The 17,339-nt window shown below is 67.8% G+C and carries 16 protein-coding genes and 2 tRNA genes; 8 read left to right on the top strand and 10 right to left on the bottom strand.

From position 1 onward, the window contains the following. Nucleotides 1-132 precede the first annotated feature (132 nt). The 10 genes from ACIQFY_RS11870 to dnaA form a co-directional block, all read right to left on the bottom strand. A tRNA-Ala gene (locus tag ACIQFY_RS11870) sits at nucleotides 133-205 on the bottom strand. 32 nt (nucleotides 206-237) lie between these two features. Then, nucleotides 238-314 (bottom strand) — tRNA-Ile (locus ACIQFY_RS11865). Between the two features lie 76 nt (nucleotides 315-390). After that, nucleotides 391-798 carry a DUF3566 domain-containing protein gene (locus ACIQFY_RS11860; protein ID WP_066651132.1) on the bottom strand — a complete coding sequence of 136 codons (408 nt, stop codon included), beginning with the start codon at nucleotides 796-798 and terminating at the stop codon, nucleotides 391-393. Next, nucleotides 791-3,454, bottom strand: coding sequence for a DNA gyrase subunit A (gene gyrA, locus ACIQFY_RS11855; RefSeq protein ID WP_400340209.1), 2,664 nt, complete (start codon nucleotides 3,452-3,454; stop codon nucleotides 791-793). The genes ACIQFY_RS11860 and gyrA overlap by 8 nt, the downstream gene beginning before the upstream one ends. 131 nt (nucleotides 3,455-3,585) lie before the next feature. Beyond that, nucleotides 3,586-5,595, bottom strand: coding sequence for a DNA topoisomerase (ATP-hydrolyzing) subunit B (gene gyrB / locus ACIQFY_RS11850; protein ID WP_245172033.1), 2,010 nt, complete (start codon nucleotides 5,593-5,595; stop codon nucleotides 3,586-3,588). A 133-nt stretch (nucleotides 5,596-5,728) separates the two neighbouring features. Continuing rightward, nucleotides 5,729-6,229: a DUF721 domain-containing protein gene (locus ACIQFY_RS11845; protein WP_066651128.1), complete on the bottom strand. Its 501-nt coding sequence runs from the start codon at nucleotides 6,227-6,229 to the stop codon at nucleotides 5,729-5,731. Then, nucleotides 6,229-7,407: a DNA replication/repair protein RecF gene (recF, locus tag ACIQFY_RS11840; RefSeq protein WP_326496022.1), complete on the bottom strand. Its 1,179-nt coding sequence runs from the start codon at nucleotides 7,405-7,407 to the stop codon at nucleotides 6,229-6,231. The genes ACIQFY_RS11845 and recF overlap by 1 nt, the downstream gene beginning before the upstream one ends. A gap of 33 nt (nucleotides 7,408-7,440) precedes the next feature. Beyond that, on the bottom strand, nucleotides 7,441-8,328 hold the full coding sequence (gene gnd / locus ACIQFY_RS11835; protein WP_066651124.1) for a phosphogluconate dehydrogenase (NAD(+)-dependent, decarboxylating): 888 nt from the start codon (nucleotides 8,326-8,328) through the stop codon (nucleotides 7,441-7,443). 69 nt (nucleotides 8,329-8,397) lie between these two features. After that, nucleotides 8,398-9,543, bottom strand: a complete 1,146-nt coding sequence (gene dnaN, locus ACIQFY_RS11830) for a DNA polymerase III subunit beta (protein ID WP_066651122.1) — start codon at nucleotides 9,541-9,543, stop codon at nucleotides 8,398-8,400. A 553-nt stretch (nucleotides 9,544-10,096) separates the two neighbouring features. Continuing rightward, nucleotides 10,097-11,563 (bottom strand): chromosomal replication initiator protein DnaA, encoded by a 1,467-nt coding sequence (gene dnaA, locus ACIQFY_RS11825; protein WP_400340207.1) that lies wholly within the window; start codon nucleotides 11,561-11,563, stop codon nucleotides 10,097-10,099. A 518-nt stretch (nucleotides 11,564-12,081) separates the two neighbouring features. On the opposite strand from dnaA, the gene rpmH reads away from it, so the two are divergent. From rpmH to ACIQFY_RS11785, 8 genes are all read left to right on the top strand, one after another. Beyond that, nucleotides 12,082-12,219, top strand: coding sequence for a 50S ribosomal protein L34 (gene rpmH / locus ACIQFY_RS11820; RefSeq protein ID WP_043595303.1), 138 nt, complete (start codon nucleotides 12,082-12,084; stop codon nucleotides 12,217-12,219). A 61-nt stretch (nucleotides 12,220-12,280) separates the two neighbouring features. Then, a complete protein-coding gene (rnpA, locus tag ACIQFY_RS11815) occupies nucleotides 12,281-12,643 on the top strand; it encodes a ribonuclease P protein component (protein ID WP_400340204.1) in 363 nt (120 codons plus the stop codon). Beyond that, entirely contained in the window at nucleotides 12,640-13,035 is a 396-nt protein-coding gene (gene yidD, locus ACIQFY_RS11810) for a membrane protein insertion efficiency factor YidD (RefSeq protein ID WP_081985178.1), read from the top strand. The genes rnpA and yidD overlap by 4 nt, the downstream gene beginning before the upstream one ends. 8 nt (nucleotides 13,036-13,043) lie before the next feature. Beyond that, nucleotides 13,044-14,006 carry a membrane protein insertase YidC gene (gene yidC, locus ACIQFY_RS11805; RefSeq protein WP_066658860.1) on the top strand — a complete coding sequence of 321 codons (963 nt, stop codon included), beginning with the start codon at nucleotides 13,044-13,046 and terminating at the stop codon, nucleotides 14,004-14,006. Beyond that, nucleotides 14,007-14,510: a R3H domain-containing nucleic acid-binding protein gene (locus ACIQFY_RS11800; RefSeq protein WP_209684765.1), complete on the top strand. Its 504-nt coding sequence runs from the start codon at nucleotides 14,007-14,009 to the stop codon at nucleotides 14,508-14,510. It abuts the gene before it with no gap. Then, entirely contained in the window at nucleotides 14,507-15,151 is a 645-nt protein-coding gene (gene rsmG, locus ACIQFY_RS11795; RefSeq protein ID WP_400340202.1) for a 16S rRNA (guanine(527)-N(7))-methyltransferase RsmG, read from the top strand. The genes ACIQFY_RS11800 and rsmG overlap by 4 nt, the downstream gene beginning before the upstream one ends. Before the next feature lie 80 nt (nucleotides 15,152-15,231). Next, the gene (locus ACIQFY_RS11790; RefSeq protein WP_400340200.1) at nucleotides 15,232-16,125 is read left to right on the top strand and encodes a ParA family protein; all 894 of its coding nucleotides are present in this window, start codon (nucleotides 15,232-15,234) and stop codon (nucleotides 16,123-16,125) included. Beyond that, a complete protein-coding gene (locus ACIQFY_RS11785) occupies nucleotides 16,125-17,102 on the top strand; it encodes a ParB/RepB/Spo0J family partition protein (protein WP_066657537.1) in 978 nt (325 codons plus the stop codon). Before ACIQFY_RS11790 ends, ACIQFY_RS11785 begins: the two co-directional genes overlap by 1 nt. Nucleotides 17,103-17,339: the final 237 nt, after the last annotated feature.

The raw sequence follows: 17,339 nt of genomic DNA, 5'->3' as shown, positions 1-17,339 counted from the left end.
ACCGAGGCGACCACCCCACAACGGCCACGCCCGGAGGAAGACGACCATCGCGGAGCGGCGCGCCGGAGGCGCCGGCCAGCACAGAACGAAGCCCCCGCGAAGCGACGAAGTCGCGAGCAGGGGCTTCTCGAGTGGAGCCTGGGAGAATCGAACTCCCGACATCCTGCTTGCAAAGCAGGCGCTCTACCAACTGAGCTAAGGCCCCGTGAGGACCAGCGTACTGGTCCCGGTGGGAAGTGGTGGGGCTACAAGGACTTGAACCTTGGACCTCTTCGTTATCAGCGAAGCGCTCTAACCGCCTGAGCTATAGCCCCTCAGACCAGATGAAAGCCTACCGTACCGATCTCGGAGAACGAAATCGAGGGGCGACTGCCGTCCGGCCCGGGTGTGTCAGTTGTTCGTGAAGCCCACGAGCAGGCCGCCCGTGATCCGCACACTGAGGTTGTAGAGGACGCTCACGATCGCACCGAGCACGGTGCCGACGACCACGTTGAGGATGCCCACCACGACCGAGAACCCGAGGACCTGCCCGAGCGAGAACTGGTCCATGATCGAGTAGCTGTTCTGCCCGGTGACGTCCTTGAGCAGGGCGTCGATCTGGGTGAACACGCCGGTCTGGTTGAGGATGACCCAGACCAGCGCGGTCGCGACGATGATCACGATCGAACCGGCGAGCGCGATGAGGAAGCTCAGCTTCACCATCGACCAGAAGTCGAGGTACACCAGACGCAGGCGGACCTGCCGGGTACCGCTGGGACGTTTCGCCTTCTTCTGGAGCTTCTCGGCGACACTACTCATTGTTCGACTGGTCCTCTCCGGCCTCGTCCTCGACAGGCTCGGTGTCGGCGGTGTCGGCGGGGTCGGGGGCCGCTTCGTCAGGGCTCACCGTCTCCACCGGGCCCGCAGGCTCGATCTCGGGGTCGGCGTCGTCCTGGTCATCCAGGTTCCGCTCGCTGTTCCGGGCCACCGCGATGATCCGGTCGTTCTCCGCGAACCTCGCGAAGACCACACCCATCGTGTCGCGACCCTTGGCGGGCACCTCGGACACGGCAGACCTTACCACCTTGCCCGATTGCAGCACGACGAGCACCTCGTCGTCCTCGCCGACGATGAGCGCCCCCACGAGGTCGCCCCGATCGGCGGCCAGCTTGGCCACCTTGATGCCGAGACCACCGCGGCCCTGCACCCGGTACTGGTCGACCGAGGTGCGCTTGGCGTAGCCGCCCTCGGTCATCACCCACACGTAGCCGTCGTCCGACACCACACGTGCGGCGAGCAGTGCGTCGTCGCCGCGGAAGGACATGCCCTTCACGCCGGAGGTCGACCGGCCCATCGGACGGAGGGTGTCGTTGGTCGCGGTGAAGCGGAGCGACATGCCGTGCTTCGACACGAGCAGCAGGTCGTCGGTCTCGTCGACCAGCAGCGCCTGGCGGAGCTTGTCGCCCTCGCGGAGGTTGATCGCGATGATGCCGCCGGTGCGGTTGGTGTCGTACTCGTTCAGCGCGGTCTTCTTGACCAGACCCTGCTCCGTCGCGAGCACGAGGTACTGCGCCGCCTCGTAGTCGCGGATGTCGAGCACCTGCTGGATCTGCTCGTCGGGCTGCATGGCGAGCAGGTTGGCGACGTGCTGCCCCTTGGCGTCACGGCTCGCCTCCTGCAGCTCGTACGCCTTGGCGCGGTACACGCGACCCTGGTCGGTGAGGAAGAGCAGCCAGTGGTGGGTCGTCGTGACGAAGAAGTGCTCGACGATGTCGTCCGCGCGGAGCTGCGCACCCTTGACGCCGCGACCGCCGCGGTGCTGCGACCGGTAGTTGTCGCTCCGCGTGCGCTTGACGTACCCGCCGCGGGTGATGGTGACGACCATCTCCTCCTCGGGGATGAGATCCTCGATGGACATGTCACCGTCGTAGCCGAGCATGATCTCGCTGCGACGGTCGTCGCCGAAGCGGTCGACGATCTCGGCGAGCTCGTCACCGATGATCGTGCGCTGCCGGGTCTCCGACGCCAGGATGTCCTGGAAGTCGGCGATCTTGCGCTCGAGTTCCTCGGCCTCGTCGTGGATCTTCTGGCGCTCGAGGGCGGCCAGGCGGCGGAGCTGCAGCTCGAGGATCGCGCGTGCCTGGATCTCGTCGACGGACAGCAGGTCCATCAGGCCGGTCCGCGCCTCCTCGACGTCGGGCGACCGACGGATGAGCGCGATGACCTCGTCGAGGGCGTCGAGCGCCGCGAGGTAGCCGCGCAGGATGTGCGCGCGCTTCTCGGCCTCGCGGAGCCGGTACTGGGTACGGCGGACGATGACGTCGATCTGGTGGTCGACCCACGCCGAGATGAAGCCGTCGAGCGACAGCGTGCGCGGCACCCCGTCGACGATGGCGAGCATGTTCGCGCCGAAGTTCTCCTGCAGCTGCGTGTGCTTGTACAGGTTGTTGAGCACGACCTTCGCCACCGCGTCGCGCTTCAGCACGATGACCAGGCGCTGACCGGTGCGGCCGGAGGTCTCGTCGCGGATGTCCGCGATGCCGGCGAGCTTGCCGTCCTTCACGCCCTCGGCGATGCGGATCGCCAGGTTGTCCGGGTTCACCTGGTACGGCAGCTCGGTGACGACCAGGCACGTGCGACCCTGGATCTCCTCGACGTTGACGACCGCGCGCATCGTGATCGAGCCACGACCGGTGCGGTAGGCGTCCTGGATGCCCTTCGTGCCGAGGATCTGCGCGCCGGTCGGGAAGTCCGGGCCCTTGATCCGCTGCATGAGCGCGCCGAGGAGCTCCTCGCGCGTCGCGTCCGGGTGTGCGAGCGCCCACTGGGCGCCCTCGGCGACCTCGCGCAGGTTGTGCGGGGGGATGTTCGTGGCCATGCCGACCGCGATGCCCACCGATCCGTTGACCAGCAGGTTCGGGAAGCGCGCCGGCAGGATCGACGGCTCCTGCGTGCGGCCGTCGTAGTTGTCCTGGAAGTCGACGGTGTCCTCGTCGATGTCCCGGACCATCTCCATGGCGAGCGGTGCCATCTTGGTCTCGGTGTACCGCGGGGCCGCGGCGCCGTCGTTGCCCGGGGACCCGAAGTTGCCCTGGCCGAGCGCGAGCGGGTACCGGAGCGACCACGGCTGCACGAGGCGGACGAGCGCGTCGTAGATCGCGCTGTCGCCGTGCGGGTGGAACTGGCCCATGACGTCACCGACGACGCGGGAGCACTTCGAGAACGCCCGGTCCGGCCGGTAGCCGCCGTCGAACATCGCGTAGATGACGCGGCGGTGGACCGGCTTCAGGCCGTCACGGACCTCCGGCAGCGCACGTCCGACGATGACGGACATCGCGTAGTCGAGGTACGACCGCTGCATCTCGAGCTGCAGGTCGACCTGCGAGATGCGGTCGCCGGAGACCACGATGTCGCCTACCTCGCCGTGCACGATCTCGGGCTGCTCGTCGGCGCCGTTCTCGTTGTCGTCAGCCATGTGGCTTGGTCACCTTTCTGGTGGCCCTCCGGTCGTCGGCCGGGAGGCACTGGTTCCGTCGGTCGCGCCGGGCGCGACCACAGGGGGTCGGGACTGGTCGACGCGGTTGGCACCGCGCCTCCAGGCCGGTACTAGATGTCGAGGAAGCGGACGTCCTTGGCGTTCTGCTGGATGAACTGGCGTCGCGACTCGACGTCCTCACCCATCAGCGTCGCGAAGACGCTGTCGACCGCGGCGGCGTCCTCGAGCGTGACCTGCAGGAGCGTGCGGGTGTCCGGGTTCATCGTGGTGTCCCAGAGCTCCTTGTAGTCCATCTCGCCCAGACCCTTGTAGCGCTGGATCCCGTTGTCCTTCGGGATGCGCTTGCCGGCGGCGATGCCCGCCTGCATCAGGGCGTCGCGCTCCCGGTCGCTGAACACGTACTCGTGCGCCGCGTTCGACCACTTCAGGCGGTACAGCGGCGGCTGTGCGAGGTACACGTACCCGCGCTCGATGAGCGGACGCATGTAGCGGAAGAGCAGCGTGAGCAGCAGCGTCGTGATGTGCTGGCCGTCGACGTCGGCATCGGCCATCAGCACGATCTTGTGGTACCGGGCCTTGTCCGGGTCGAAGTCCTCGCCGATGCCGGCGCCGAACGCCGTGATCATCGACTGGATCTCCTGGTTGGCCAGGGCGCGGTCGAGACGGGCCTTCTCGACGTTGAGGATCTTGCCGCGCAGCGGCAGGATCGCCTGGGTCATGGGGTTGCGACCCTGCACGGCGGAACCACCGGCGGAGTCGCCCTCGACCATGAAGATCTCCGACAGCGTCGGGTCCTTCGACTGGCAGTCCTTGAGCTTGCCGGGCATGCCGCCCGACTCGAGCAGCCCCTTGCGCCGGGTGGTCTCGCGGGCCTTGCGGGCGGCGAGCCGGGCCTGCGACGCCTGGATCGCCTTCCGCACGACGTCGCGCGCCTGGGACGGGTTGCTCTCGAACCAGTGGGTGAGCTCGGTGCCGACGACGCGCTGCACGAACGACTTCGCCTCGGTGTTGCCGAGCTTGGTCTTCGTCTGGCCCTCGAACTGCGGCTCGCCGAGCTTCACGGAGATGACGGCGGTCAGCCCTTCGCGGATGTCGTCACCCGTGAGGTTGTCGTCCTTCTCCTTGATGATCTTGGTCTCGCGGGCGTACCGGTTGACCAGGCTCGTCAGGGCCGCACGGAAGCCCTCTTCGTGGGTGCCGCCCTCGTGCGTGTTGATCGTGTTCGCGAAGGTGTGGACGCTCTCCTGGTAGGAGGTGTTCCACTGCATGGCGATCTCGAGCGCGATCTTGCGCTCGGTGTCCTCGGCCTCGATCGCGATGACGTCGGGGTGGACGAGGTCGGCCTTCTTCTGCGCGTTGAGGTACTCGACGTAGTCGGGCAGCCCGCGCTCGTAGCGGAAGGAGTCACGGCGCGACTCCTCGCCCTCGTCCGGGGTGCGCTCGTCGGTGAGGTTGATGCGGAGGCCCTTGTTGAGGAAGGCCATCTGCTGGAAGCGCGTGCGCAGCGTCTCGTAGTCGAACTCGACGGTCTCGAAGATGTCGGCGTTCGGCCAGAACGTGATCGTGGTGCCGGTCACGTCGGTCTCCTCGTCCTTCGAGACGGGGGCGACCGGGACGCCGTCGGTGTAGCTCTGGCGCCAGACGTGGCCCTGGCGGCGGACCTCGACGTCGAGCTCGGAGCTCAGGGCGTTCACGACGGAGGAGCCCACGCCGTGCAGACCACCGGACACCGCGTACCCGCCGCCACCGAACTTGCCGCCGGCGTGCAGGACGGTGAGGACGACCTGGAGCGTCGAGACGCCCTCGGCCGCGTGGGTGTCGACCGGGATGCCACGGCCGTTGTCGACCACGCGGACGCCGCCGTCCTCGCGGATGGTGACGTCGATCGTGTCGCAGTAGCCGGCCAGTGCTTCGTCGACGGAGTTGTCGACGATCTCCTGCACCAGGTGGTGGAGACCACGCGGACCCGTCGAACCGATGTACATGCCCGGGCGCTTGCGGACCGCCTCGAGCCCCTCCAGCACCTGAATCTGGTCTGCGCCGTACGATGGTTCCGTCGGTGGAGCCTGCTCGGTCTCGTCCTGCGGGATCGTCCGGTCGTCGTCAGATTCTGATGCCATGTCGGGATTGCTCCTGCCTGCGCGCGGAACGCCCGCACACTGCACTCGCCAGTCTACCGCAGGAGCCCCTCTCCACGGGGCTCATCCGCCCGCTGGACGGGTGTTCTTCATCCCCGAGGACGATTTCGTCGCGTCAACCGTAGGTGTCGCGAGGACCACGCCCCTGGACGGTCCTGGGACCGCGTTTCCAGGTGGGGACGTCCGGGCCGGAAACCCGGATCGACTGCACGCCCGCTCCCGGGTGCCGTTCGGCGATCGTCGTCGTCACGGTCGCGCGCATCAGACGGAGCTGCGTCGCCCACGCCGTCGAGTCGCAGCGGATGACGAGCGTCCCGTCGTCGATCGTCATCGGGCGGGAGTGCTTCGCGAGTTCGTCGCCCACCACCGCGGGCCAGTCGACGAAGAGCTCCGAGCGCGCCAACGGCTCCGACCACCCGAGTTCCTGGGCCAGCGCGCCGACCACGTCACCGAGCCCCCGGGGTTCGCGACCCTTGCCGTACGGGACCGTGTCGGCGTCGAGCTCGCGGGACCGGCGGCGTCGAGCGTCGACGGTGCGGAGGGACGGGTCGCCGAACACGGCGCGCAGGTGCCGGTACACCCGCGAGGGCTCGGAGGGCTTCCACGGCTTGGGCATCAGGCGCGAGCCTCGTCCGTCACGATCGTGCCCGCCTCGATCCGGACGGTGTGGGCGGCGAGCTGGTCGGGCACGTCCCCGAACACCGCGGCGGTGATGAGCACCTGCTCGTAGTCGGCGACCGCCCCCGCGAGCCGTTCACGCCGTGACTCGTCGAGCTCGGCGAACACGTCGTCGAGGATGATGATCGGATCGCCGAGCGTCGACTCCGCCCGGAGCACCGCGGCGCCGGCGAGCTTGATCGCGAGGGCGAACGACCACGATTCTCCATGGCTGGCGTACCCGCGCGCAGGTAACCCGTTCAGCTGGAAGAGCACGTCGTCGCGGTGCGGTCCGACGAGGGTCAGTCCGCGGTCGAGTTCGTCCCGACGCCGACGCTCGAGCGCACCACGGAAGGCCTCGGCCGCAGCGGAGACGGACACCGGTTCGTCCGGCGTCCCGAGCACCGGGTCGGTCGCGGCAGCGTCCTCGGGGTCACCGCCGCGCACGCTGAGCACACCCGAGATGGTCGCCTCGTGCCGTTCGCCGGCGACCGTGGCGTAGGCCTCGGTGACGAACGGCGCGAGCCGACGGGTGAGGTGGTCACGGGCCGCGATGATCTCGGAACCGAACGCGACGAGCCGGTCGTCCCAGACGTCCAGCGTCGCGAGGGACCCGGACCGCGCACCGGTCGCCCGTGCCGACTTCAGCAGGGTGTTCCGCTGCTTGAGCGTCCGGTCGTAGTCGGCGAGCACGCCCTGCATCCGGGGTGCGATCTGGCCGAGCAGCTCGTCGAGCATGCGCCGACGGCCCGAGGGCTCACCGCGGACGAGGGCCAGGTCCTCGGGGGCGAAGAGCACGCTGGTGCAGTACCGCGGCAGTTCGCGGGGCTTGATCGCGGCCCGGTTGACCTGGGCTCGGTTCGACCCGGTGCGGTTGATCTGCACCTCGGCCAGGATGCTGCGGTCCTCGTGCGCCAGTCGAGCGCGCACGATCGCGGCGTCGCAGCCCTGACGGACGAGGGCGGCATCGGTCGGCACCCGGTGCGACCCGAGGGTCGAGAGGTAGCCGATCGCCTCGACCAGGTTGGTCTTGCCCTGTCCGTTCCGCCCGACGAACAGGTTCGGCCCGCGTGCGAGGTCGACGTCCGCCTCCCGGTAGTTCCGGAAGTCGGTGAGTTGCAGGTGGTCGACGTGCACGCGGGCCGGGACGAGCTCAGGTGGTGACCTGAACTACGCCTTCTTCACGGCGTGACCGCCGAACTGGTTGCGCAGGGCCGCGACGGCCTTCATCGTCGGGGACGCGCTGCCCTGACGCGAGACGAAGCGCGCGAAGATCGACGCGGAGATGGTCGGCATCGGCACGGCGTGCTCGATGGCCTCCTCCACCGTCCAACGGCCCTCGCCGGAGTCGTCGACGTAGCCCTCGATGGCGTCGAGCTTCGGGTCCTCGTTCAGCGCGAGGACCATCAGGTCGAGCAGCCAGGAGCGCACGACGGTGCCGCGCTGCCACCCGGCGAAGACCGCGGGGACGTCCTTGATGATGTCCTTGGCCTCGAGGAGCTCGTAGCCCTCGCCGTACGCCTGCATGATCGCGTACTCGATGCCGTTGTGGACCATCTTGGCGTAGTGACCGGCGCCGACGGGGCCGGCGTGCGAGAAGCCCTCCTCGCGGGGGCCCTCGGGGCGGAGCGCGTCGAAGACCGGCATGGCGAACTCGACGTCCTCGGGGGCGCCACCGACCATCAGGCCGTAGCCGTTGTCCTTGCCCCAGACACCGCCGGAGACACCGGCGTCCATGTACCGGATGCCCTTGGCGTCGAGCTGCTCGGCGTGGATCGTGTCGTCCAGCCACTTCGAGTTGCCACCGTCGATGACGAGGTCGCCCTCGCCCAGGACGCCGGCGAGGTCCGTGATCACGTCGTCGGTGATCTTGCCGTGCGGGACCATGACCCACACGAGCTTCTTGCCCTCGGGCAGTGCGGCTGCCAGGGCGCCGAGGTCCGCGACGTCGGAGACGGCGGGGTTCGCGTCGTACCCGGTGACCTCGATGCCTGCGTTGCGGAGACGGGCACGCATGTTGTTGCCCATGCGACCGAGGCCGACAAGACCGATGTGCATGATTTCCTCTTCTGTTCGTCGTCGCGCTGGTGGCCAGAGGCGCGTCAGCGCAGTGGTACGGCTGTTGCGCTATCGCAGCAGGAGATTGGGCTGCAGCAGGTACCGGTATCCGTCCGTCGCCGCGGCCTCTTGCGAGGTCTGCCCGGTGATGAGCACCGGACCCGGCTTGTTGGGGTTCTCCGTCTTGGTGAAGGAGATGCGGACGAACTCGGAGTGCACCGCGTTCAACCCGTCCAGGAGGAAGGCGGGCTTCAGCGAGACCACCGTTTCCTCCCCGGTCAGCAACGCACTGATCGACTCTGACGCCTGCGCTTGTTCGGATCCGATCGCCTCGAGCGTGAGCCCGTCGACCGAGAAGGAGAACCGGAGCGCCGCTTCGCGCTCCAGGACGAGGGAGACCCGTCGGACGGCCTCGACGAGTTCGGCGGTGTTGATCACCGCGTGGTCGTTCACCGTCTCGGGGAAGAGCCGGCGGACCGGCGGGTAGTTGCCCTTGATGAGCAGCGAGGTCACGGTCTTGTCGTCGGCGTGGAACGCGATGAGTTCGCGGTCCGACGACCCGCTGATCGAGACCGACACCGTGGACGCCGACCCGAACGTGCGGCCGACCTCCTGCAGGGTGCGGGCGGGGACGAGCGCGTGCAGCGGGTCGGATCCGACACGACCGGAGTCCCACGCGATCGTGCGGACCGCGACGCGGTAGCGGTCGGTCGCGATGAGCGACAGGTCGTTGTCGCCGACCTCGAGCTGCACACCCGTGATGACCGGGGTGACGTCGTCGCGGCTCGCGGCGACGGCCACCTGGGACACGGCCTCGGAGAAGGCGTCGCCGGGGACGACCCCGGTCTGCTCACCGATCTCCGGCAGCGTCGGGTACTCCTCGACCGGCATGGACAGCAGCGTGAAGTGCGCCGATCCGCAGGTGACGGAGATCTTCGTGTCCTCGGTGGTGAAGGTCACCGGGGCGTTCGGCAGTCGGCTCGAGATGTCGTTGAGCAGACGGCCGGAGACGAGCACGGTGCCCGGTTCGTCGATCTGCGCCGTGATCGAGGTCTGCGCCGAGACCTCGTAGTCGAACGACGACAGCGTGAGCCGATCGCCCTCGGCGTGGATGAGGACTCCGGACAGGATCGGGAGGGTCGTGCGCTGTGGGAGGAGCTTCACCGCGAAGGAGACGGCTTCGGAGAAGACGTCCCGGTTGACCTCGAACTTCACAGCTGGGACCCCTGTCGATCGGTGCGGACTGTCCGGCCGCCCCATTGTGGCACAGCGGAGCAGGGCCCGGATTTCTTGTCATCCCGCCGTCCACAAGGTTGGCCCGCGGAACTTCATCGTTAACCAGGATCAATGGTGTTAACGCCTGTGCACAGTGTGGATAACTCTGTGCATCCCGCTTCTCCACAGGGAACTACACACGTGTGAGTTGTGAGTCCCGTGTTGGCAGCGTCCGGATGAACAAATCTCATCTATCCGCTTCCATCCCCAGTCTCCACAGGTGGGTACAGAACTGTGAACAACCGGACCGCGTGTCCTCCACAGTTATCCACAGGCTTTCCACACTGGGGGAAACTCGGCGCATGGAACCGTCTCAGATGGTGGATGCGCGCCGAGGCGGGCCGATCCGGGGCCGTGGGGCGGGCCTCCCGGTCGGACACCGGTGCGACGGATGTCGGGTCGAGGGGAGACGACGGACGGGAGGCACGGTGCCGTGTCGCACCGTGCCTCCCGTCCGTCAGCTGCTCGCGTCCGCGTCCTGCTCGCGTCCGCGTCAGCGGTAGCGGCGGTCCTGCTTGATGCGGCTCGTCAGCTCGGTGACCTGGTTGTAGATCGACCGTCGTTCCTTCATCAGCTCGGTGATCTTCTTGTTCGCGTACATGACCGTGGTGTGGTCGCGGTTGCCGAACAGCTGCCCGATCTTCGGCAGCGACAGGCTCGTCATCTCACGGCACAGGTACATGGCGATCTGCCGCGCGGTCGCGATCGCCTGCGACCGGGACGAGCCGTACAGGTCGTCGACCGAGAGCTTGAAGTACTCCGCGGTGTGGTTGATGATGTCCGTCGGCGCGATCACGTTGTCGTCGTCGAGGGTGATCAGGTCCTTGAGGACCGTCTGCACCAGGGCCATGTCGACGGCCGTCCGGTTCAGGCTCGCGAACGCCGTGACGCGGATGAGCGTCCCCTCGAGCTCACGGATGTTGCTCGAGACCTTCGACGCCATGAACTCGAGGATGTCGTCGGGGACCTGCAGGTGGTCGGACTGCGCCTTCTTGCGCAGGATCGCGATGCGCGTCTCGAGGTCCGGCGCCTGCACGTCCGTGATGAGGCCCCACTCGAACCGTGAGCGCATCCGGTCCTCGAAGCCGGTCAGGTGCTTCGGCGCGACGTCCGACGTGATCACGACCTGCTTGTTGTGGTCGTGCAGCGTGTTGAACGTGTGGAAGAAGGCCTCCTGCGTGGAGTCCTTCCCCTGCAGGAACTGGATGTCGTCGATCAGCAGGATGTCGATGTCGCGGTAGCGCTGCTGGAACTGGTTCGACCGGTTGTTCGCGATCGAGTTGATGAAGTCGTTGGTGAACTCCTCGCTCGACACGTACCGGACGCGGATGCCCGGGTAGAGGCTCTCGGCGTAGTGGCCGATCGCGTGGAGGAGGTGCGTCTTGCCGAGACCGGAGTCGCCGTAGATGAAGAGCGGGTTGTACGCCTTGGCCGGAGCTTCGGCGACCGCGACCGCGGCGGCGTGGGCGAAGCGGTTCGACGAGCCGATGACGAAGTTGTCGAAGTTGTACTTCGGGTTGAGTCGCGACTCGGGGCGACCGCCGGTGCCAGGGGAGTCGATCTGGCTCGGGACGAACGGTGCCTCGATGTACTGGCGGGGTGCCGCGCTCTGCTCCACCGGCGCCTGCACCGGCTCGGCGTACTCGGGGACGTGGCTCGGGACGACCGCGTCGACCCGCGGTTCCGACGCCATGTCCGGGTTCACCGTGATGGCGAAGTTCGCGACCGAGTCGTCACCGACCCGCGAGACGGCCTCGGTGATCGGGACGCGGATCCGCTGCTCGAGCATGCCCCGCGTCAGGTCGTTGGGGACCTCGAGGTAGAGGGTGCCGGCGAGCACGCCCTTCGGTTCGACCAGGTTGAGGAAGCCGTGCAGCTGCGGGGTGATGCGGTCGTCCTCGGAGAGGAGGCCCAGGACGGAGGACCAGAGGTCCTCGACGGGGTCGGCCGGCATCGTCATTCGCGCTGGTCTCCTGGTCTGGTGTCGGTGTGCTGGTGTCGTGGTGCCGGTCCCGTGCCGTGGTGCTCGCTACGGCGGGACACGGGCGCGCCCGGTCGGTGCCGTTCCGCGAGCAGTGTCCGGCGCGGCCGATCCACGGGCCGGACCGCCGTCACGCCGTGGCGGTGATCCACAGGGTTGTCCACAGTCCTGTCCACGGTGGCCCGGCTGCGGACGGTGAGGTGACTCCCCCGTCGCTCCGCGGAACGGGCCGATCGATCACACCACTGTAAAGGGTCCGACCGAGTCGTACCGAACGCACGTTTTCCCCAATGTGGATGATGATCGTGCGCTCACCTCGGACGAGGGCGGCCGTCGCCGCCGTTTGACCTCACCGCCGCTGTCACGTACCGTTAACCAGTTGACTGCGGCCACCTGGTCGCGCCCATCGTGTCGTTCGGCCTCGTCGAGCGGCTGTCCAGACATACGTGTCGGCTCGCGCTGAGCCCGTCCTCGAGCGCAGCCGTGTGGAGATCATCATGAGCAAGCGCACCTTCCAGCCGAACAACCGTCGTCGTGCCAAGAAGCACGGCTTCCGCGCCCGCATGCGCACCCGTGCCGGCCGCGCCATCCTGGCCGCGCGCCGCGGCAAGGGCCGCACCGAGCTCAGCGCCTGATCGGGCTGCGCCCCTCGGGGCAGCGCCTGATCCGGTCCCGAATCGGAACCCGGTAGCGATCGTGTTGGCTCGCGCCAACCGCATCGTCCGCGGTGAGGACTACCGGTCCGTCGTGCGTCGTGGTCGCAGGAGCGCCACGGCGCACGTCGTCGTATCCGTGGTCCGTCGACCCGTCGGGGCCGAGCCCGGTCCGGACGACCCGACCCGCTTCGGGTTCATCGTCGCGAAGACGGTCGGCAACGCCGTCACCCGCAACACGGTGCGACGTCGGTTCAAGGCGATCGCCCACGAGCTGCTGACCGAGGTGCCGAGCGGCCACGACGTGGTCATCAGGGCCTTGCCAGCCGCGGCGCAGGCCGGATGGCCTAGCCTGCTCGGAGACGTCTCGCGCTCCTTCGCGCGCGGGGTGGAGAAGGCAGCATGAACCGCATCCAGTGGACCCGGCTGGCGTTGAACCGACTGGCCTGGGTCGTCGCGTTGCTCCCGCGCAACGTGTGCGTCGTCGTGCTGCGCGCCTACCGCGCGGTCATCTCTCCCCTGTACGGGAACGTCTGCCGCTACCACCCGTCGTGCTCACGGTACGCGCTCGAGGCCATCCAGCAGTACGGCGTCGTGCGCGGGTCGGCGATGGGGGCCTGGCGGATCGCGCGGTGCAACCCGTGGGCCGCAGGCGGGATCGACGACGTGCGTGACCGCCGCCGTCCCTACCGCCTGACCCGGTTCGGGTTCGTGCTCCCCCCGTCCCAGCTGCACCCCCAGCCGTCCGGCGATGCCCGTCGTCCGGTCCTGCTCCCCCAGCGCACTCGAAAGGCGTGACCGTCCTCATGGACTTCATCGGAACGATCCTCTGGCCACTGAAGTGGGTGGTCTCGGCGATCCTCGTGGCCTTCCACTGGATCTTCGAGTCGATCGGCATGGACCCGTCGGCCGGCATCACCTGGGTGCTGTCGATCATCTTCCTCACCTTCGTGGTGCGGGCCGCGCTCATCCCGATCTTCGTCCGGCAGATCAAGTCGCAGCGACGCATGCTCGAGGTGGCGCCGCAGCTGAAGAAGATCCAGGACAAGTACAAGGGCAAGAAGGACCAGTTCTCGCGTGAGGCCATGAGCCGCGAGACCATGGCCCTCTACAAGGAGACCGGGACGAACCCGCTGAGCTCCTGCCTGCCGCTGCTCATCCAGATGCCGATCTTCTTCTCGCTGTACTCGGTGCTGCACGAGGCGCAGATCAACAAGACCGGCATCGGTCTGCTCACGAACACCCTGGCGCAGGACTTCGGCAACGCGGCCCTGTTCGGCGCTCCCCTGCACGAGACCTTCACGAACGCCTCCGGGTGGGAGGTCCGGGTCATCGCGGGCTTCATGATCGTCGTGATGACCGCGTCGCAGTTCGTCACCCAGCTGCAGCTCGTGGCGAAGAACATGTCGCCGGAGACCAAGGCGTCGCCGATGTACCGCCAGCAGAAGATGATGCTGTACATCCTCCCGCTGGTGTTCGTGATCTCGGGTCTGAGCTTCCCCCTCGGCGTCATGTTCTACTGGCTGGCCTCCAACATCTGGACGATGGCGCAGCAGTACTTCGTCATCCGCAGCATGCCGACCCCGGGTTCCGAGGCCGCACTCGCCCGTGAGGCCCGCCTGGCCAAGAAGGCCCAGCGTCGCGGCACCCCGGTGCTCGCCGAGGCCGGTGCTGGCTCCACCGCGGTCGAGGTCGAGCCCGTCCGCGTGACCACGCAGCGTCAGCAGCCCGTCGGCAAGAACCGCTCCAAGAAGAACGGGAAGAAGTAAGTGACCGAGCAGGACACCGCACCCACCGTCGACGCCGCGGCGGAGACCGAGACCGACGAGGTCCGCGACGAAGCGGACATCGCGGCGGACTACATCGAGGAACTCCTCGACATCTGCGACCTCGACGGGGACATCGAGATCGAGGAGCGTGGCGGACGGGTGTACCTGTCCGTGAGCGACGAGGGCGGCGCGCTGCGGGTGCTCTCGAAGCCGGACACGGTGTCGGCCCTGCAGGAGCTGACCCGCATCGCCGTGCAGGCCGAGACCGGCGAGTTCAGCCGCCTCATCCTGGACGTCGGTGGGTCGCGTGACGCCCGAGCGACGGAGCTCCAGCGTCTGGTCGACACGGCTGTCGAGCGCATCGAGAGCGGTTCGTCGTCGGCGGCGCTCCCCCCGATGTCGTCCTACGAGCGCAAGCTCGTGCACGACCTGGTTGCCGAGAAGGGCTTCCACTCGGAGTCCGAGGGCGAGGGACGAGACCGCCACACGGTCGTCACGCGATGACCGACGAGGTCACGCCGGTCCTCGAGCGGGAGCCGGCTGCCGCTGCGGAGCTGTTCGGCGACCGGATCGAGGTCGCGCGGTCCTTCACGGCCGAGCTCGCTCGTCGCGGCGAGGAACTGGGCCTCATCGGACCCCTCGAACTCCCCCGCCTGTGGACGCGACACATCCTCAACTCTGCCTTGCTCGCGCCGCTCCTGGAGGCCGATGGTCGCGTCGCGGACGTCGGTTCCGGAGCGGGGCTCCCGGGCCTGGTGCTCGCGATCGCCCGTCCCGACGTCTCCTTCACGCTCATCGAACCGATGGAGCGTCGCTGCGACTGGCTGAACGCCGAATCCGAGCGACTCGGGCTGGGGAACGTCACCGTCCTCCGCGGGCGGGCTGAGGACGTCGCAGACTCGGTCGTCGTCGACCAGGTCACGGCTCGTGCGGTGAGTGCGCTGTCGAAGCTCATCCCGCTCACGGTCCCGCTGGTGCGGTCGGGTGGTCAGCTCATCCTGATGAAGGGTGCGCGGGTCGACGAAGAGATCGAGAAGGCTCGGAAGGTGATCCTCCGGAAGCGCCTGGCCGATGTCGAGGTGCTCGAGCTCGGAGACGGTGTGGTCGAGGAGACCACGCGAGTCTTCCGGGCTACAGTTGACTGACGCCGCGGCTGGGTCCGGCTGTGCTGGACCAGAGAGCCCGACGTTCCACGTGGAACACTGACCCGGGGAAGAGGTCTTCGTTGAGTTCATCGACCGACTACGACTCGTCGACGCCCCTGGCTCGCGAGATCGCTGACCTCAACCGGCGGCGGCGAGCGATCGCCACGCAGCAGTTCCCGCTCCCCGCGAAGACTCGCGTGTTCACCGTGTCGAACCAGAAGGGTGGCGTCGGGAAGACGACCACCACGGTGAACCTCGCGGCTGCCCTCGCGCACGGTGGTGCCCGTGTCCTGGTGATCGACCTCGATCCGCAGGGCAATGCTTCGACCGCGCTCGGGGTCGAGCACCAGGCCGAAGTGACCAGCGTCTACGACGTGATCGTGGACGAGGCGCCGATCGCCGATGCTGTTCAACGATCGCCAGAGTCCGAGACGCTCTGGTGTGTCCCGGCGACCATCCACCTGGCGGGCGCCGAGATCGAACTCGTCTCCCTCGTGGCGCGCGAGCAGCGGTTGCGCACGGCGCTCGACCAGTACCTGTCGTCGCTCGAGAAGCCGTACCACTACGTCTTCATCGACTGCCCGCCTTCGCTCGGCCTCCTGACGATCAACGCATTCGTCGCCGCGCAGGAGGTGCTGATCCCGATCCAGACCGAGTACTACGCGCTCGAGGGCCTCAGCCAACTCCTGCGGAACATCGAGCTGATCGAACGGCACCTCAACCCGAACCTCCGGGTGTCGACGATCCTGCTCACGATGTTCGACGGGCGCACGAACCTGTCCAACCAGGTTGCAGCGGATGTCCGTGAGCACTTCGGCGAGCAGGTGCTGAAGGCCGTGATCCCCCGGTCGGTGCGCGTCAGCGAAGCACCGAGTTACGGACAGAGCGTCGTGTCGTACGACGTCAACTCGTCGGGCTCGCTCTCGTACCTCGAGGCAGCCGCCGAGATCGCAGCACGAGGAGCGCAGGACTGATGGCACCCAAGCGAACTGGACTCGGACGAGGCATCGGCGCCCTGATCCCGACGGCGTCGGACCAGCAGGACCGGCCCGTCGACGTGTTCTTCCCCACGGGCGGCTCCCCGGCCTCGGCGCCCTCCGCCGGTGCGACCGCTGAGGACCTCGTCGCCGTTCCCGGCGCACGTCTGGCGAACCTCAATCCGCTCGACGTCGTGCCGAACGCACAGCAGCCGCGCAAGGAGTTCCGCGAGGAGGAGCTCCAGGAGCTCGTCCACTCGATCCGCGAGATCGGTGTGCTCCAGCCCATCGTCGTCCGTCCGATCGCCGGCGCATCCGGAACCGAGGCGCAGTACGAGCTCATCATGGGCGAGCGTCGTCTGCGTGCCACGAAGGAGCTCGGGCTCGCGACCATTCCCGCGATCGTCAAGGATACCCCTGATGACGCCATGCTTCGGGATGCGCTGCTCGAGAACCTGCATCGTGCACAGCTCAATCCGCTGGAAGAGGCGTCGGCGTACCAGCAGCTGCTCGCAGACTTCGGGATCACGCAGGAGCAACTCGCGCAGCGTATCGGCCGGTCGCGTCCGCAGATCACGAACACGATCCGTCTGCTCCGGTTGCCCTCCCCCGTTCAGCGCCGCGTCGCTGCCGGGGTGCTGTCCGCGGGACACGCACGTGCCATCCTCGCGGCGCCGGACGCCGAGGCGATGGAGTACCTCGCCGAGAAGATCGTCAACGAGGACCTGTCCGTGCGGGCCGCAGAGGCGATCGCGCAGCAGTTGTCGGCGAAGACGCCGGTGAAGCCGAAGGCGGAGCCGACGAAGCGACAGGCGCACTTCAACGACCTCGCCGAGCGCATCGGTGATCGGTTGAACACGCGCGTGAAGATCGCGGTGGGTGCTCGCAAGAGCTCGGTGACGATCGACTTCGCGAACGGCGATGATCTCAACCGCATCCTCGGCGAGCTGGGCATCAGCGACATCGCTGGCTAGTCGCGCTCGGAGGCCGTCGTTGGTGCAGGGACGGCGCCCTGTGGCCGTGTGCGGGGCGTACCGTGCGTCCCCGTCATCCAGTCCACGATCGGACCTGTTCGGCCGCCTGCGGGGCGTACGGCGGCGTTGACGAGGCGCCGAGGGCGACAGCTGCGCTCGCGCGTACGCCAAGGCCGTCCGAGGCAGTGTTCCACGTGAAACGTCTGGATCCGGTTGTTCAGGTCAGCCGTCTCGTCT

The sequence above is a fragment of the Curtobacterium sp. NPDC092190 genome (assembly GCF_044755625.1).
In the GTDB taxonomy this organism is placed as follows: Bacteria; Actinomycetota; Actinomycetes; order Actinomycetales; family Microbacteriaceae; genus Curtobacterium.
This window is presented reverse-complemented; position numbering and strand designations above follow the sequence as displayed.

Bases quoted from the DNA above. Each gene is read 5' to 3' on its own strand.
- ACIQFY_RS11860 (WP_066651132.1), bottom strand. From the start codon at position 798: ATGAGTAGTGTCGCCGAGAAGCTCCAGAAGAAGGCGAAACGTCCCAGC.
- rsmG (WP_400340202.1), top strand. From the start codon at position 14,507: ATGACCGACGAGGTCACGCCGGTCCTCGAGCGGGAGCCGGCTGCCGCT.
- gyrB (WP_245172033.1), bottom strand. From the start codon at position 5,595: ATGGCATCAGAATCTGACGACGACCGGACGATCCCGCAGGACGAGACC.
- yidC (WP_066658860.1), top strand. From the start codon at position 13,044: ATGGACTTCATCGGAACGATCCTCTGGCCACTGAAGTGGGTGGTCTCG.
- rpmH (WP_043595303.1), top strand. From the start codon at position 12,082: ATGAGCAAGCGCACCTTCCAGCCGAACAACCGTCGTCGTGCCAAGAAG.
- yidD (WP_081985178.1), top strand. From the start codon at position 12,640: ATGAACCGCATCCAGTGGACCCGGCTGGCGTTGAACCGACTGGCCTGG.
- dnaA (WP_400340207.1), bottom strand. From the start codon at position 11,563: ATGACGATGCCGGCCGACCCCGTCGAGGACCTCTGGTCCTCCGTCCTG.
- gyrA (WP_400340209.1), bottom strand. From the start codon at position 3,454: ATGGCTGACGACAACGAGAACGGCGCCGACGAGCAGCCCGAGATCGTG.
- gnd (WP_066651124.1), bottom strand. From the start codon at position 8,328: ATGCACATCGGTCTTGTCGGCCTCGGTCGCATGGGCAACAACATGCGT.
- ACIQFY_RS11785 (WP_066657537.1), top strand. From the start codon at position 16,125: ATGGCACCCAAGCGAACTGGACTCGGACGAGGCATCGGCGCCCTGATC.
- ACIQFY_RS11845 (WP_066651128.1), bottom strand. From the start codon at position 6,229: ATGCCCAAGCCGTGGAAGCCCTCCGAGCCCTCGCGGGTGTACCGGCAC.